This window comes from Pseudomonas sp. IT-P176, assembly GCF_949767245.1.
Classification (GTDB): Bacteria; Pseudomonadota; Gammaproteobacteria; order Pseudomonadales; family Pseudomonadaceae; genus Aquipseudomonas.
In genome coordinates, this window is record NZ_CATKPN010000031.1 from 1 (window position 1) to 14,125 (window position 14,125).

A 14,125-nucleotide genomic window follows, 5' to 3' on the forward strand; every position below is an offset into this window, starting at 1 on the left:
GTGAGCCGCTGTAAAAGCGGAACCATAGGAGGCCGTTACCGCAAAAATGGATATGCACGCGGTCTAATCCAACATCCCTGACGGCCCACAGGTGCAACGTCGCACCACAGTGGTGTAGATACCTATGCCGCGATGAGGCAGTCCAACATTTGCGGCAGTTCAGATAAGGAGTTGTATTCAGGCCTTGCCGGGAATCCCGTACTTGCGCAGCCGATGGGCGATGGCGGTGTGGGAGGTCTGCAGGCGGCTGGCCAGTTGGCGGGTCGAGGGGTAGTTGACGTAGAGCTTTTCCAGCAGGCATTTCTCGAAGCTTTCCATGGCCTGCTCCAGGCTGTCGACCTCGCTGTCGCTCTGGCGCGCCACCGAGGTGCCGGCAATGTCCAGGTCGCCGATGTCCACCAGGCTGCTTTCGCAAATGGCCGCGGCGCGGAAGATCACGTTCTGCAACTGGCGCACATTCCCTGGCCAACGATTGCCGAGCAGGGCCGGGTAGGTGCCGGGTGCCAGGCGGCAGACCGGACGCTGGATCTGCGCACACGCCTGCTGCATGAAGTAGCGAGCCAGCAGCAGAATGTCCTGGCCGCGCTCGCGCAATGGCGGGACTTCGACGTTGAGCACATTGAGGCGGTAGAACAGGTCTTCGCGAAAGGTCCCCTCGCTGACCATCTTCTCCAGGTCGCGGTGGGTCGCGCTGAGGATCCGCACGTTGACCTTGACCTCACGGTCCCCGCCCACCCGGCGAAAGCTGCCATCGTTGAGAAACCGCAGGAGCTTGGCCTGCAGATAGGGCGACATCTCGCCAATCTCGTCGAGAAACACCGTGCCCTGGTTGGCCAGTTCCATCAACCCCGGCTTACCACCGCGCTGGGCGCCGGTAAAGGCACCGGGGGCGTAGCCGAACAGTTCGCTTTCGGCGAGGTTTTCCGGCAAGGCCGCACAGTTCAACGCCAGGAACGGCGCGCTGTGGCGGGCGCTGATGGCATGGCAGGCGCGGGCCACCAGTTCCTTGCCGGTGCCGGTTTCACCCTGGATCAACAGTGGCGCGTCGAGGGCGGCTACCCGCTGCGCACGGGCCTTGAGTGTGCGGATCGCCGGCGACTCGCCGAGCAAGGCATCAAAACCTTCGGCGTGATCGTGATGCAGTGCCGAGAGCTGTTCGCCGATCCGGTTGGGTGGATACAGGGTCAGCAGGGCGCCAGCGTCGGTGATCGGCGTGGCGCCCAGCAACAAGGTCTGGCCGTTGACCGTGATTTCCCGCAGCGGCAAGCGAAACCCGTGCTCCAGCAAGGTTTCCAGCAGGGCTGGGTCGGCAAACAGTTCGGCGACGTTTTCCCCGGCCGGTTCGCGGCCGTACAGGGCGATCAACGCCGGGTTGGCCAACAGAATGGTGCCGGCACTGTCGAGGGCCAGCACCGGGTCGGTCATGGCGGCCAGCAGGGCATCCAGTTGCAGGTGGCGGCGTTGTCCGGGAAGGATGTCGACCACGGTCACCGCTTGCACACCACGTACGCTGAACAAGGCATCGCGCAGTTCTTCGAGCACTTGCGGGCTCAAGGTCGGGGCGTCGATGTAGACGTTCGGCGGGACCATTTCCACCGCATCCAGGTTGAGGTTGCGCCCACCGAGCAAGGCCAGGACTTCCTGGGTGATGCCGACGCGGTCGATGAAACTGACGTGGATACGCATGGGGCGTTTGTTGGTTCTGAGGTGCGGAGGGGGGCAAGTATGCCTTGGGGCGGGCGAATGGTGAAAGCCTGCTCGCGATAGCGCTGTGTCAGTCGACAGCGCGCCATCGCGAGCGGGATGGGATTACTCGAAGTGTTCGATATTCACCGGGTCGCCGGATTTCATGTTCAGTTGCACCCGGATGTCTTCAAACATCAGGTCGTAATGCTTGTGCACCGAGCCGATCTGGCTGTGGGTCTTTGGAATGCCGTACTTCTCGGCGATCTTCGTCACGTTGTTGGCAAAGTTGTAGGCCTCCTCCTTGGGCAGGAAGAACGTCTCGCTCATGTCCTTGCCCTGAATGTTGCCATGCATGGTGAACTGGATGCCCTTGTCGCCCTTTGGGCTCTTGCTGACTTCGTAGTCGAGGTGCACGTTGTAGCTGACATCATCCGGGGTCAGTGCATGACGCTCGATGTGCAAATGACCTGGCTCAAACTTTGCCATAGACGTCTCTCCTTACAGGTAAGTAATGCCAGGTTTGGACGTGCTGATTCGGGTGCCGGCCTTGCCCTGGACGATCGCTTCGATGTCCGAGAGTGAACCGATCACCGCGACTTTTCCAGTGTTGCGCGCGAAGTCGCAGGCGGCCTGGACTTTCGGCCCCATGGAGCCTGCGGCGAAGCCGAGTTTTTCCATTTCGTCGGGGTGCGCCTGGGCGATGGCTTTCTGGGTGGGCTTGCCGAAGTCGATGAACGCCGCGCTGACGTCGGTGGCAATCACCAGCAAGTCACCTTCCAGCTGTTCGGCCAGCAGCGCCGAGCACAGGTCCTTGTCGATCACCGCTTCGATGCCCTTGAGCTTGTGGTTTTCGTCGTACATGGTCGGGATCCCGCCACCCCCGGCGCAGATCACGATGCTGCCCTTTTCCAGCAACCACTTGATCGGGCGGATTTCGAAAATACGCTTGGGTTTCGGGCTGGCCACCACGCGGCGGAACTTGTCGCCATCGGGGGCGATTGCCCAGCCTTTTTCCGCCGCCAGCGCTTGGGCTTCAGCCTTGCTGTAGACCGGGCCGATCGGCTTGGTCGGGTTCTTGAACGCCGGGTCGTTGGCGTCGACTTCAACCTGGGTCAACAGGGTTGCGAACGGCACCTCGAAGTCCAGCAGATTGCCCAGTTCCTGTTCGATGATGTAGCCGATCATGCCTTCGGTTTCAGCACCGAGCACGTCCAGCGGGTAGGGGGAAACGGAGGTGTAGGCGGCTGCCTGCAGCGACAGCAGGCCGACTTGCGGGCCATTACCGTGAGCGATCACCAGTTGATTGCCGGGGTGGATCTTGGCGATCTGTTCGGTGGCGATCCGGATGTTGGCGCGTTGATTGTCTGCCGTCATGGGTTCACCACGACGTAGGAGGGCGTTACCGCCCAGAGCAACGACGATACGCATAATGCAGTCCTTCTTCGAAGAGATATAAGCCGGTACGCGGTCCCCTGTAGGAGCGAGCTTGCTCGCGATAGCATCACCAAGGTCTGTCAGAAGCACCGGGGTGCTGCCATCGCAGGCAAGCCAGCTCCCACATTGACTGTGTCCAGTCAGTGGGAGCCGAGTGAGCTGTTACAGATCAGCCAGGGTCGATACCAGGATCGCCTTGATCGTGTGCATGCGGTTTTCCGCTTGCTCGAAGGCGATGCAGGCTGGCGACTCGAACACGTCATCGGTCACTTCGATGCCATTGGCCAGGTGCGGATACTGCTCGGCAATCTGCTTGCCGATCTTGGTATCGCTGTTGTGGAAGGCTGGCAGGCAGTGCATGAACTTGGTGCGTGGGTTGCCGGTGGCTTTCATCAGCTCGGCGTTGACCTGGTACGGCAGCAGTTGCTGGATCCGTTCGGCCCAGGCTTCGACAGGCTCGCCCATCGATACCCAGACGTCGGTGTGGATGAAGTCCACGCCCTTGACCGCGGCTTTCGGGTCTTCGGTCAGGGTGATGCGGGCGCCACTTTCTTCCGCGTATTTTTTGCAGCGAGCCACCAGGTCGTCGAGAGGCCACAGGGCTTTGGGTGCGCAGATGCGTACGTCCATGCCCAGCTTGGCGCCGACCAGCAGCAGCGAGTTGCCCATGTTGTTGCGCGCGTCGCCCAGGTAGGCGTAGCTGATCTCGTGGATCGGCTTGTCGGCGTGTTCACGCATGGTCAGCACGTCGGCGATCATTTGGGTCGGGTGGTATTCATCGGTCAGGCCGTTGAACACCGGTACGCCGGCGAACTTCGCCAGTTCTTCGACGATTTCCTGTTTGAAGCCACGGTATTCGATGGCGTCGTACATGCGCCCCAGTACGCGGGCGGTGTCCTTCATGCTTTCTTTGTGGCCGATCTGCGAGGAGTTCGGGTCGATATAGGTGACGTTGGCGCCCTGATCATAAGCGGCCACTTCGAACGCGCAGCGGGTGCGGGTCGAGGTTTTTTCGAAGATCAGCGCGATGTTGTTGCCTTTGAGGTGCTGCTGCTCGGTACCGGTGTACTTGGCGCGCTTGAGGTCGCGGGACAGGTCGAGCAGATAACGCAATTCGCGAGGGGTGTGGTGTTCCAGGCTCAGCAGATTGCGGTTATGAATGTTAAAAGCCATTTTGGATCTCCTTGGGTTTCGGTTATCCCCCTGGCCGCACTCGATAAGTGTCGGCCAGGGTTTATAGGTTAGTAGTCGATTGGGTCGCGGATGATCGGGCAGGTCATGCAGTGGCCGCCGCCACGGCCGCGACCGAGCTCGCCGGCGCTGATGGTGATGACCTCGATCCCGGCCTTGCGCAGCAGGGTGTTGGTGTAGGTGTTGCGGTCGTAGCCGATGACCACGCCTGGCTCCACGGCGACCACGTTGTTGCCGTCGTCCCACTGCTCGCGTTCGGCGGCGAAGCTGTTGCCGCCGGTTTCCACCACGCGCAACGCCTTGAGGTTGAGGGCCTTGGCCACGGTGTCGAGGAAACTGGTTTCCTCGCGGCGGATGTCGATGCCGCCCTGTTTGCTTTCGTCAGGTCGCAGGGTGAAGGCAACGATCTGATTCACCACTTCCGGGAAGACCGTGACCAGGTCGCGGTCGCAGAAGCTGAACACGGTGTCCAGGTGCATGGCTGCGCGGGACTTCGGCAGGCCGGCAACGATCACTTTCTCGACGGCTTTGTTCTTGAACAGGTTCAGTGCCAGTTGGCCGATGGCCTGGCGGGACGAGCGCTCGCCCATGCCGATCAGGACCACACCGTTGCCGATCGGCATGACGTCGCCGCCTTCAAGGGTGGAGCTGCCGTGATCCAGGTCCGGGTCGCCGTACCAGATCTCGAAGTCGGCGTTGGTGAACTGAGGGTGGAACTTGTAGATGGCGGTGGTCAGCAGGGTTTCCTGGCGACGGGCCGGCCAGTACATCGGGTTCAGCGTCACGCCACCGTAGATCCAGCAGGTGGTGTCGCGGGTGAACTGGGTGTTGGGCAGCGGTGGCAGGATGAAGCTGGTGTGGCCGAGGAAGTCGCGGAACATCTGGATGGTCTTGCCACCGAAGCTGTCCGGCAGATCATCGGCGGACACGCCACCGATCAGGTACTCGGCGATATGCCGTGGCTCCAGGCTGCGCAGCCAGGATTTCACTTCGTTGATCAGGCCCAGGCCCACCGAGTCGGCGGTGACCTTGCGTTCCAGGATCCAGTCCAGCGCTTCGGGGATGGCAACGATGTCGGTCAGCAGGTTGTGCATTTCCAGCACGTCGATCCCGCGTTCGCGCATCTTGGTGACGAAGTCGAAATGGTCACGCTTGGCTTGGGCAACCCACAGCACATCATCGAAAAGCAGTTCGTCACAGTTGTTCGGGGTCAGCCGCTGGTGGGCCAGGCCGGGGGAGCAAACCATGACTTTGCGCAGTTTGCCGGCTTCGGAATGTACGCCGTACTTAACTTTTTCCGTGGTCATTACAGTGATCCTCCAGATGACAATACAAACTTGAGTGTTACAGGGTCAGGAAGCCGTCGTAGAGCCCATAGGCCGCTACCAGCGCACCTATGACTACCGCGGCGAAAATCAGCTTCTCGACGTTGGTGAAAATCGGTTTGCCCAACTCGCGCTTGGCCTTGGCGAACAGAATCACGCCAGGGGCATAGAGCAGGGCAGAGAGCAGCAGGTACTTCAGGCCGCCGGCGTAAATCAGCCAGACCGCATAGATCAGGGCTACGGCGCCGATGAACAGGTCCTTCTTGCGTTCGGCCAGGGCGTTCTCGTAAGTCTCGCCGCGCACTGCCAACAGCAGGGCGTAGGCCGCCGACCAGAGGTAAGGCACCAGGATCATCGAGGTGGCGAGGTAGATCAGCGACAGGTAGGTACTGGCCGAGAACAGGGTGATGATCAGGAAGATCTGCACCATGGCGTTGGTCAGCCACAGGGCGTTGACCGGTACGTGGTTCTCGTTTTCCTTGCGCAGGAACTCCGGCATGGTGTGGTCTTTGGCGGCGGCGAACATGATCTCCGCACACAGCAGGACCCACGACAGCAGGGCGCCCAGCAGGGAGATGATCAAGCCAACGCTGATCAGCACCGCACCCCAGTGACCCACCACGTGCTCAAGCACGGCGGCCATCGACGGGTTCTGCAGCTTGGCCAGTTCCGGTTGAGTCATGATCCCCAGCGAGAGGACGTTCACCAGCACCAGGAACAGCAGCACGGTAATGAAGCCGATCACCGTGGCTTTACCCACGTCCGAGCGTTTTTCCGCACGGGAGGAGAAGATGCTCGCGCCCTCGATACCGATGAACACCCAGACGGTGACCAGCATCATGTTGCGCACCTGGTCCATCACGCTGCCCAGGTCCGGGTTCTTGATCCCCCAGATATCGGCAGTGAAGATGTCCAGTTTGAAGGCGAAAATGGCGATCAGGACAAACAGCAGCAGCGGTACAACCTTGGCCACCGTGGTCACCAGGTTGATGAACGCTGCTTCCTTGATCCCGCGCAGGACCAGGAAGTGCACCGCCCACAACAGCACAGACGCACCGATGACGGCGGCGACGGTGTTGCCTTCGCCGAAAATCGGGAAGAAGTAACCCAGGGTGCTGAACAGCAATACGAAGTAACCGACGTTCCCCAACCAGGCACTGATCCAGTAGCCCCAGGCCGAGGAGAAACCCATGTAGTCGCCGAAACCGGCCTTGGCATAGGCGTAGACCCCGCCATCCAGATTCGGCTTGCGATTGGCCAGGGTCTGGAAGACAAAGGCCAGGGTCAACATACCGACAGCAGTGATGGCCCAGCCGATCAAAACAGCGCCGACATCGGCACTGGCGGCCATGTTCTGGGGCAAGGAAAAGATCCCGCCGCCAATCATGGAGCCGACCACAAGCGCGACCAGGGCACCTAGTCGTAGTTTTCCGGGAGATTCTGACATTGCATGACTCCAATGCAGGAGAAGTGAGTTCGCAGAGTAAATCCGCTGACGTTTCAAACAGCTGACTTAGATCAGTTCATTGCCACATTCCATTGTTGATGAATGACTTTCGTCGGTTTGTTAACGCGCTGAGAGGCCTCTCCTAGAGGCTTCCAGGTGGAACTAAAGATAATGCATCGTATTGCAGCAAGGTATGAAGCTAGTTGGTTTTTCAGAATGTGCAAATTTTTACCGGCGGTTCTCAGTACAGAATGGATTTATCGGAAATGCTTCACAAAACTGGCAAAATCCCCCGGCGGCATAGATGAGACAGTTCTAAGCGAAGTCTGATTTTTATCCTTTACTGATAAACGTGTGGCTGCGCTGGATATTTAATTGAGTGAACACTTGTTATGGTTCGCAAACATGACAAAACGTCGATTTGAGAGGTAACGATGTCGCAACCGGCGCAAAAGCTCCGACTCAGTGCCTTGATCGCCTTGGTGGTCGGCTCGATGATTGGCGGCGGGATCTTTTCCTTGCCGCAGAACATGGCCGCCCGCGCCGATGCCGGGGCCGTGTTGATCGGCTGGGCCATCACCGCCGTAGGCATGCTGACCCTGGCCTTTGTGTTCCAGACCCTGGCCAATCGCAAGCCTGAACTGGACTCGGGGGTGTACGCCTACGCCAAGGCCGGGTTTGGCGACTACATGGGGTTCTCCTCGGCCTGGGGCTACTGGATCAGTGCCTGGCTGGGCAACGTTGGCTATTTCGTGCTGCTGTTCAGCACCCTGGGTTACTTCTTTCCGGTGTTTGGCCAGGGCAATACGCCGATTGCCATCGGCTGCGCCTCGGTGCTGCTGTGGGCGGTGCATTTCCTGGTGATGCGCGGGATCAAGGAGGCGGCGTTCATCAACCAGGTGACCACGGTGGCCAAGATCGTGCCGCTGGTGATGTTCATCGTGATTGCCGCCGTGGCGTTCAAGGCTGACATCTTTACCCGGGATATCTGGGGTCGCAGCAACCCGAACTTCGGCAGCGTGATGGACCAGGTGCGCAACATGATGCTGGTCACGGTATTCGTGTTTATCGGCATCGAAGGCGCGAGCGTGTATTCGGCCCGCGCGGAAAAACGCTCCGACGTGGGCCGGGCCACCGTCATTGGCTTTATCGGGGTGCTGGCGCTGTTGGTGCTGGTGAACGTGCTGTCACTGGGGATCATGAGTCAGCCGGAGCTGGCCAACCTGCAGAACCCTTCGCTGGCGGCGGTGCTGGAGCACATTGTCGGGCCGTGGGGCGCTTTGCTGATCAGCGTCGGCCTGGCCATTTCGTTGCTTGGGGCATTGCTGTCGTGGGCGCTGCTGTGCGCTGAAATCCTGTTTGCCACGGCCCGGGACAAGACCATGCCGGCGTTCCTGAAAAAGGAAAACGCCAACCATGTACCGGTCAACGCGCTGTGGCTGACCAACGCGATGATCCAGTTGTTCCTGCTGATCACGCTGTTTTCTGCTGGTACCTACACCAGCCTGATCTACCTCGCCTCGTCGATGATCCTGGTGCCTTACTTGTGGTCGGCGGCTTACGCGGTGCTGTTGAGCGGGCGCGGTGAAACCTATGAAAACGCCTCGGGCGAGCGCACCAAGGATTTGCTGATTGGCGCGATCGCCCTGGTTTATGCGGTCTGGCTGCTGTATGCCGGTGGGGTCAAGTACCTGCTGCTGTCGGCGCTGCTGTATGCACCGGGGGTGATTCTGTTCGCCAAGGCCAAGCATGAGCAGGGCCAGCCGTTGTTCACCCACATCGAAAAAGGCATTTTCGCCTGCGTGGTTGTCGGTGCGTTGGTGGCGGCCTATGGCTTGTACAGCGGCGTGCTGAGTTTGTGAGGCTGACGCTCGACTATCAGGGGGCCTACGATTGGCCGGCGATGCTCGACTTCCTAGCGGCGCGGGCCATCGATGGGCTCGAGGTGGTTCGCCCCGGGTCGTACGCCCGCAGCTTCTGCCTGCACGGTTTGCAGGGCACGTTTGTCATCAGCCAGGCGCCGGGTCACGGCCTGGCGGTAGAGCTGGCCTATGCCGATTCGGCGGCGTTGCCGCAGATCATGGCGCGCTTACGGCGGATGTTCGACCTGGATGCGGACTTGCCGGCCATCCACCGGCACCTGGCCACAGACCCGCTGCTGGCGCCGTTGATTGCCCGGCGCCCGGGCTTGCGTGTGCCGGGCACCTGGGACGGCCTGGAGTTGGCGATGCGGGCGGTGCTGGGGCAGCAGATCAGTGTGGCGGCGGCGATCAGGCTGGCGGGTAAGCTGGTGGCGCAATACGGCGCGCCGCTGGTGGGGCCCGAGCCGTGGTTGCCGGGCCTGAGGCAGGTGTTTCCCGAGGCGCAGGTGTTGGCTTCGGCGGATCTGGCCACGCTGGGCATGCCCCGCAGCCGTGGGCGCACTTTGTCGGGTGTGGCCCAGGCGTTGCTGGAGAACCCCGGGCTGTTCGAGGCGCGCGAGCACCTGCCGGCGTCTGTGGCGCCGTTGCTGGCGTTATGGGGCGTGGGTGACTGGACGGCCCAGTACATCGCCTTGCGCCAGATGCGCGAGGCGGACGCGTTCCCGCCGGGGGATGTGGGGCTGCTCAAGGCGCTGGCCGCCCTCGAAGGCCAGCCAGTCAGCGCCCAGCACCTGTTGGCCCGGGCAGAAAGCTGGCGACCATACCGGGGTTATGCGGCGCAAGTGTTGTGGACGTCCTTGAGTCGGGGGGATTGAGGTGTAGCAAAGACCGGCTTCGCAGGATTGTGTAGGAGCGGGCTTGCCCGCGATGGACGTCAACGATAACGCGCAGATTCAGGATCAACGCAGCGCTCTTGAGACCATCGCGGGCAAGCCCGCTCCCACAGGATTTTTGGCTGCCAGCAGATTTTGCGGGCACCATCGCTGCCTGAATGCCCATAGCAGGCGCTGTTCACCACCGTGCCCGATGGGCGCCCAGTTCCCCGGCCGGCAGTGACCACTGCAGGGGCGTGCCGCTGATGGTTAGTGGCACCTGCAGTCGATTGGCCGGTCCCCAGGTTGTTTGTTCCAGCACGAGTCCCTGATCGCTGGGCTCTTCGGCACGCAGCGCCGGTTGTGGTGTGGCGGGCTGTTGCAGCAGCAGCTTCGCCGTGCGCGCCAATGACAGGCGGGCGGAGCCGCCGCAGCCGCTGGCCAGGCGCTCGGTCAACAGCTTGAGACAGCTGGCCGCCATCAGGTACCCGGTGGCGTGGTCCAGGGCCTGCACCGGCAGGGGCGTCGGTTGGTCGCTGTGCTGCCAGGCCATGCCGGCTTCGGCGATGCCGGTGCTCATCTGCACCAGGCTGTCGAAGCCCCGGCGATTTTGCCAGGGACCGCACCAACCATAGGCATTGAGGCTGACGTCGATCAGCCCCGGCGCCAGCGCCTGGCGTTCGCGAGCGCCGTAGCCGAGGTTTTCCAGGGCGTCGGCGCGGTAGCCGTGGAGCAGGATGTCGGCGTCCTTGAGCAGGGCTTCAAACACCTGGCGGTCGCTGCGTTGGTGCAGGTCAAGGTGGGCGCAGCGTTTGCCCAGGGTCATTTCCGCGACCACGCCCGGCTCGTGCCAGTGGGGTGGGTCGATGCGCAGCACATCGGCGCCCAGGCCGGCGAGAAAACGACTGGCTGCGGGGCCGGCAAGGACCCGGGTCAGGTCCAGCACCCTGAGCCCCGCCAGCGGCCTCGCGACTGATCCCGACCAGGCCTGCCGGCGTTGATCCTCAAGGGGCGCCAAGTGCACCAGCGGCTCGGCATTGACCGCCAGCCCCTGGGGATGGACCTGCCATTGCTGCCAGGAGCGCATGACCGCCGCGCAGCCCCCGGCGTCGACCACCGCCTGTTCCAGATCCTCCTTGGCCCACGACGCAACCTTGGCGGCCATCGCGCTGCGGTCGCTGCAGGCACCCAGTACTTTTTCGGCGGCGCGTCGATGATGGGCAGCATTGGTGTGCAAGCGGATCCAGCCATCGCCCGTGGCATAGTCACCGGCGAGCGGATCCCACATCGGCGGCAGCTTCCAGCCCAGCGGGCGCAAGGAGGTGGCGAACCAGAAGGAGGCAAGTCGGCGATCAACTTCGAGGGTCGGTAAACGGCCGGTCTGTTGCTGCAGCAGTTCGCTGAGGGCCTGGCCGGCCACCGCAATACTGGCGCTGGCCAGCTCGGTGACGGCAAACGCCGAGGGCAGGGCGCCCTCGGCGGTGAACCGGATGGCAGTTTTCTGCAAGCCCAATGCGGCTTGCAGGGCAGTCAGCAAAGTGGTCATCGAGAGCCCTCCGAAAGAGGGCTCGATCATAGAACAAAAGCGCTGTGGTGGAGGGCCTAAACCCGGAACTGGTCCATCAGTTTCATCTGGTGGGTGGCCAGGGAGTTGAGCTGGCTACTGATCTGCGCCGATTCGGTGGCTTGCTCGGTCAGGGTCTCGGTGACCGTGCGGATCGCCGAAACGTTGCGGTTGACCTCTTCGGCCACGGCGCTCTGCTGCTCGGCGGCACTGGCGATCTGCAGGTTCATGTCGCTGATCACCGTGACTGCCTCGCTGATCTTGCCCAGGGCCTGCACCGCTTGCTGGATCTGCCCGGCGTTGTTGTGCGCCTGGGTCTGGCTCGAATGCATGGTGGCGACCACGCCGCGGGTGCCGGTCTGGATCCGCTCGATCACCAGGCGGATCTCCTCGACCGAATCCTGGGTACGCTTGGCCAGGTTGCGCACTTCATCGGCGACCACCGCAAAGCCGCGTCCGCTTTCGCCGGCGCGAGCCGCCTCGATCGCGGCGTTGAGGGCCAGCAGGTTGGTCTGTTCGGCGATGCTACGGATCACTTCCAGCACCGAGCCGATCTGCTCGCTGTTGACGGCCAGCGCTTCGACTTCGGTCACTGCCTTGCTGACTTCTTCGGCCAGTTGATTGATGTCGCGGGTGCTGCGTTCGATGATCGACATCCCGTCCCGCGCCGACTGGTCCGCGCCCCTGGCGGCGCTGGCGGCATTCGAGGCGCTGTTGGCGACGTCATGGGCGGTGGCGCTCATTTCGTTGGAGGCGGTGGCGACCTGGTCGATTTCGCGGAACTGCACCTGCATGCCTTCGCTGGTCTGGCGGGCGATTGCCGAGGACTGGTCGGCGGTGCCACGGGCGTCGGTGATGCTTTGCTTGATCTGTGCGATGGTCGGCTGCAGTTTGTCGAGGAAGCGGTTGAACCAGCTCACCAGCTCACCCAACTCGTCTTGCTTGCTGTAGTTCAGGCGCTGGGTGAGGTCGCCGTCGCCGCTGGCAATCGCCTTGAGCATGGTCGCCACGCTGTTGATTGGCCGGGTCACGCCGGAGGCAGTCAACCACATCAGCAGCAGGCCCAGCAGGCCGGCGCCGATGGCCACGGCCAGGGTCTTGTAGGTGCCAAGGTCCTGCGCCTCATCGAGCACCGTTTGCAGTTTCAGCGAGTCGGCCAGCAGCACGTGCCGGGGCAGGTCGATCACTACCCCCCAAGGCTTGGTGTCGGCAATCGGGCTGACCGGCAGCACCGCGCGAATCAGGTCGCCCTGCTGGAGAATCTTCGCGGTGTTGGTATTGAGGAGTTGCAGCACTTCCTTGCCATCGTTGCCCAGGGCCTCGACCAGGTTTTTCCCCAGTTTGCTGGCGTCGACGCTGTAGCCGGCCAGCGCACCGCTGCCAGACACGATCAGCATGTGCCCGGCACCGTTGAACAAGTCCCGCTGGGAGCTGAGGGCGGCGGCTTGCAGGGCGTCGAGGGAGATGTCGATACCGACCACGCCGATGGCCTTGCCATTGACCAGCAACGGCACGGAAATACTGGTCATCAGCATTTCCTTGCCGGCGACGGTGTCGGCATAGGGGTCGAGCAGACAGGTACGCTTGCTGTCGCGGGGGCAGGTGTACCAGCTGTTGTACGGGGTGCCACTGAGATTGAGGGTGGTCTTGGTCATGTCCTCTTCGGTCATGATGGTGTTTTCCCCGGTCCCCCCGGCTCGGCTCCAGTAACTGGCGAATCGCCCGGCTTCGTTGGACAGGCGAGCGGCGTCGTCGACGAAGCCCTGGTCCTGGCCGTCCAGGCCATTGGGTTCGAATGCCAGCCAGATTCCCAGGACCCCGGTGTTGCGCTCGAAAGCGCTCTTCAGGCTCTGGTTCAACTCCTCGCGCAGGGCGCCGGGATCCAGGGCGCGCTTGCCGGCCAGACGACGCAGATCAGCGATCTGGTCGGCCAGGGCGGTCACTACCAGCAGGCTTTCGCCGAAGGTCTTCTGCACCCGCACCGCCTGCTCGGCAGCCTTGGCCTGCAGCAGGTTCTCGACGCTGGCCGTGAGCATCCGGGTGCTGGAGGCGCTGACCAGTTGATCGTTCTGATTGGTCTGGTAGATGTTCATGCCGACGATCAGGCCCACCACGCCCAACAGGCACAGTCCGGACAACAGCACGATTTTCAGGCGGATGGAAAGAGAGTCGAACATGGGGCGATCTCGCGAAGGGATGACTGGTGGGCTGAGGGTCTTGAGCGACCCGCTCGCCAAATCCATTCAGCGCCATGTGTGACACATCGGCTTACAAGAGCTGGGCATGAGCGACAGCCGACGAACGGTCGCTGGCGCGGCAGGGACTGGAGATATCAGGAGGCTTGAGGCAGTGACTCCGGGCGCGACCAGATCCACAGGTTGCCCAGGCTCATGCCGGCGATGGCGAGGTAGATCGGCCAGCCGTGGTCGAGCATCACCAGCATCAAGCCGGCACACAGCAGCATGCTCGCGGTGGCGCTGATCTTGGCTCTTCGCGCGACAATCTTGCCGTTGCGCCAGTTTTTCAGGATCGGCCCGAACAGCCGATGGTTTTCCAGCCAGGCACTCAGGCGCGGCGAACTCTTGGTCGCCGCCCAGGCGGCCAACAGGATGAATTCGGTGGTCGGCAACCCCGGCACGACTATGGCGATCAGGCCAATGCCCAGGCTGACATAGGCCAGCAGGCCGAAGAGGAGGCGCGCGAGTTTGGAGGAAGCGAGGCGAGACATGGATTATTCAGAGGTT

The 14,125-nt window shown here is 62.2% G+C and carries 11 protein-coding genes and 1 pseudogene; 2 read left to right on the forward strand and 10 right to left on the reverse strand.

Going from position 1 to position 14,125, the window contains the following annotated elements:
* Positions 1-177 precede the first annotated feature (177 nt).
* The 6 genes from ACM6IP_RS04255 to arcD (ACM6IP_RS04280) all read right to left on the reverse strand — a co-directional run bounded on the left by ACM6IP_RS04255 (position 178) and on the right by arcD (ACM6IP_RS04280) (position 7,083).
* Positions 178-1,686 (reverse strand): sigma-54-dependent transcriptional regulator, encoded by a 1,509-nt coding sequence (locus ACM6IP_RS04255; protein WP_095169845.1) that lies wholly within the window; start codon positions 1,684-1,686, stop codon positions 178-180.
* A 123-nt stretch (positions 1,687-1,809) separates the two neighbouring features.
* Positions 1,810-2,172 carry a DUF5064 family protein gene (locus ACM6IP_RS04260; protein WP_095169844.1) on the reverse strand — a complete coding sequence of 121 codons (363 nt, stop codon included), beginning with the start codon at positions 2,170-2,172 and terminating at the stop codon, positions 1,810-1,812.
* A 12-nt stretch (positions 2,173-2,184) separates the two neighbouring features.
* Complete coding sequence (gene arcC, locus ACM6IP_RS04265; protein ID WP_095169843.1) at positions 2,185-3,114, reverse strand: carbamate kinase; 930 nt, start codon at positions 3,112-3,114, stop codon at positions 2,185-2,187.
* 168 nt (positions 3,115-3,282) lie between these two features.
* Positions 3,283-4,293 (reverse strand): ornithine carbamoyltransferase, encoded by a 1,011-nt coding sequence (locus ACM6IP_RS04270; protein ID WP_095169842.1) that lies wholly within the window; start codon positions 4,291-4,293, stop codon positions 3,283-3,285.
* Between the two features lie 68 nt (positions 4,294-4,361).
* A complete protein-coding gene (arcA, locus tag ACM6IP_RS04275) occupies positions 4,362-5,618 on the reverse strand; it encodes an arginine deiminase (protein WP_095169841.1) in 1,257 nt (418 codons plus the stop codon).
* Between the two features lie 37 nt (positions 5,619-5,655).
* Complete coding sequence (arcD, locus tag ACM6IP_RS04280; protein WP_095169840.1) at positions 5,656-7,083, reverse strand: arginine-ornithine antiporter; 1,428 nt, start codon at positions 7,081-7,083, stop codon at positions 5,656-5,658.
* A 434-nt stretch (positions 7,084-7,517) separates the two neighbouring features.
* Here arcD (ACM6IP_RS04280) and arcD (ACM6IP_RS04285) point away from each other — a divergent pair, with 434 nt between their 5' ends.
* Both arcD (ACM6IP_RS04285) and ACM6IP_RS04290 read left to right on the forward strand, forming a co-directional pair.
* Entirely contained in the window at positions 7,518-8,945 is a 1,428-nt protein-coding gene (arcD, locus tag ACM6IP_RS04285) for an arginine-ornithine antiporter (RefSeq protein WP_159997617.1), read from the forward strand.
* On the forward strand, positions 8,942-9,820 hold the full coding sequence (locus ACM6IP_RS04290) for a DNA-3-methyladenine glycosylase family protein (protein ID WP_414861026.1): 879 nt from the start codon (positions 8,942-8,944) through the stop codon (positions 9,818-9,820). The genes arcD (ACM6IP_RS04285) and ACM6IP_RS04290 overlap by 4 nt, the downstream gene beginning before the upstream one ends.
* Before the next feature lie 196 nt (positions 9,821-10,016).
* Here the strand turns inward: ACM6IP_RS04290 and ACM6IP_RS04295 are convergent, their stop codons facing one another.
* The 4 genes and pseudogenes from ACM6IP_RS04295 to ACM6IP_RS04310 all read right to left on the reverse strand — a co-directional run bounded on the left by ACM6IP_RS04295 (position 10,017) and on the right by ACM6IP_RS04310 (position 14,109).
* A complete protein-coding gene (locus ACM6IP_RS04295) occupies positions 10,017-11,363 on the reverse strand; it encodes a CoA transferase (protein ID WP_414861027.1) in 1,347 nt (448 codons plus the stop codon).
* A 56-nt stretch (positions 11,364-11,419) separates the two neighbouring features.
* On the reverse strand, positions 11,420-12,175 hold the full coding sequence (locus ACM6IP_RS04300) for a methyl-accepting chemotaxis protein (protein ID WP_414861058.1): 756 nt from the start codon (positions 12,173-12,175) through the stop codon (positions 11,420-11,422).
* Positions 12,176-12,325: 150 nt separating this feature from the next.
* Positions 12,326-13,624 (reverse strand): annotated as a pseudogene (locus tag ACM6IP_RS04305) (chemotaxis protein); the annotation flags it as partial.
* 89 nt (positions 13,625-13,713) lie between these two features.
* On the reverse strand, positions 13,714-14,109 hold the full coding sequence (locus tag ACM6IP_RS04310) for a YbaN family protein (protein WP_414861028.1): 396 nt from the start codon (positions 14,107-14,109) through the stop codon (positions 13,714-13,716).
* Between the last annotated feature and the right edge of the window lie 16 nt (positions 14,110-14,125).

Excerpts from the sequence above, each read along its gene's own strand:
- ACM6IP_RS04255 (WP_095169845.1), bottom strand. The coding sequence starts at position 1,686 with ATGCGTATCCACGTCAGTTTCATCGACCGCGTCGGCATCACCCAGGAA.
- ACM6IP_RS04260 (WP_095169844.1), bottom strand. The coding sequence starts at position 2,172 with ATGGCAAAGTTTGAGCCAGGTCATTTGCACATCGAGCGTCATGCACTG.
- arcC (WP_095169843.1), bottom strand. The coding sequence starts at position 3,114 with ATGCGTATCGTCGTTGCTCTGGGCGGTAACGCCCTCCTACGTCGTGGT.
- ACM6IP_RS04270 (WP_095169842.1), bottom strand. The coding sequence starts at position 4,293 with ATGGCTTTTAACATTCATAACCGCAATCTGCTGAGCCTGGAACACCAC.
- arcA (WP_095169841.1), bottom strand. The coding sequence starts at position 5,618 with ATGACCACGGAAAAAGTTAAGTACGGCGTACATTCCGAAGCCGGCAAA.
- arcD (WP_095169840.1), bottom strand. The coding sequence starts at position 7,083 with ATGTCAGAATCTCCCGGAAAACTACGACTAGGTGCCCTGGTCGCGCTT.
- arcD (WP_159997617.1), top strand. The coding sequence starts at position 7,518 with ATGTCGCAACCGGCGCAAAAGCTCCGACTCAGTGCCTTGATCGCCTTG.
- ACM6IP_RS04295 (WP_414861027.1), bottom strand. The coding sequence starts at position 11,363 with ATGACCACTTTGCTGACTGCCCTGCAAGCCGCATTGGGCTTGCAGAAA.
- ACM6IP_RS04300 (WP_414861058.1), bottom strand. The coding sequence starts at position 12,175 with ATGCAGGTGCAGTTCCGCGAAATCGACCAGGTCGCCACCGCCTCCAAC.
- ACM6IP_RS04310 (WP_414861028.1), bottom strand. The coding sequence starts at position 14,109 with ATGTCTCGCCTCGCTTCCTCCAAACTCGCGCGCCTCCTCTTCGGCCTG.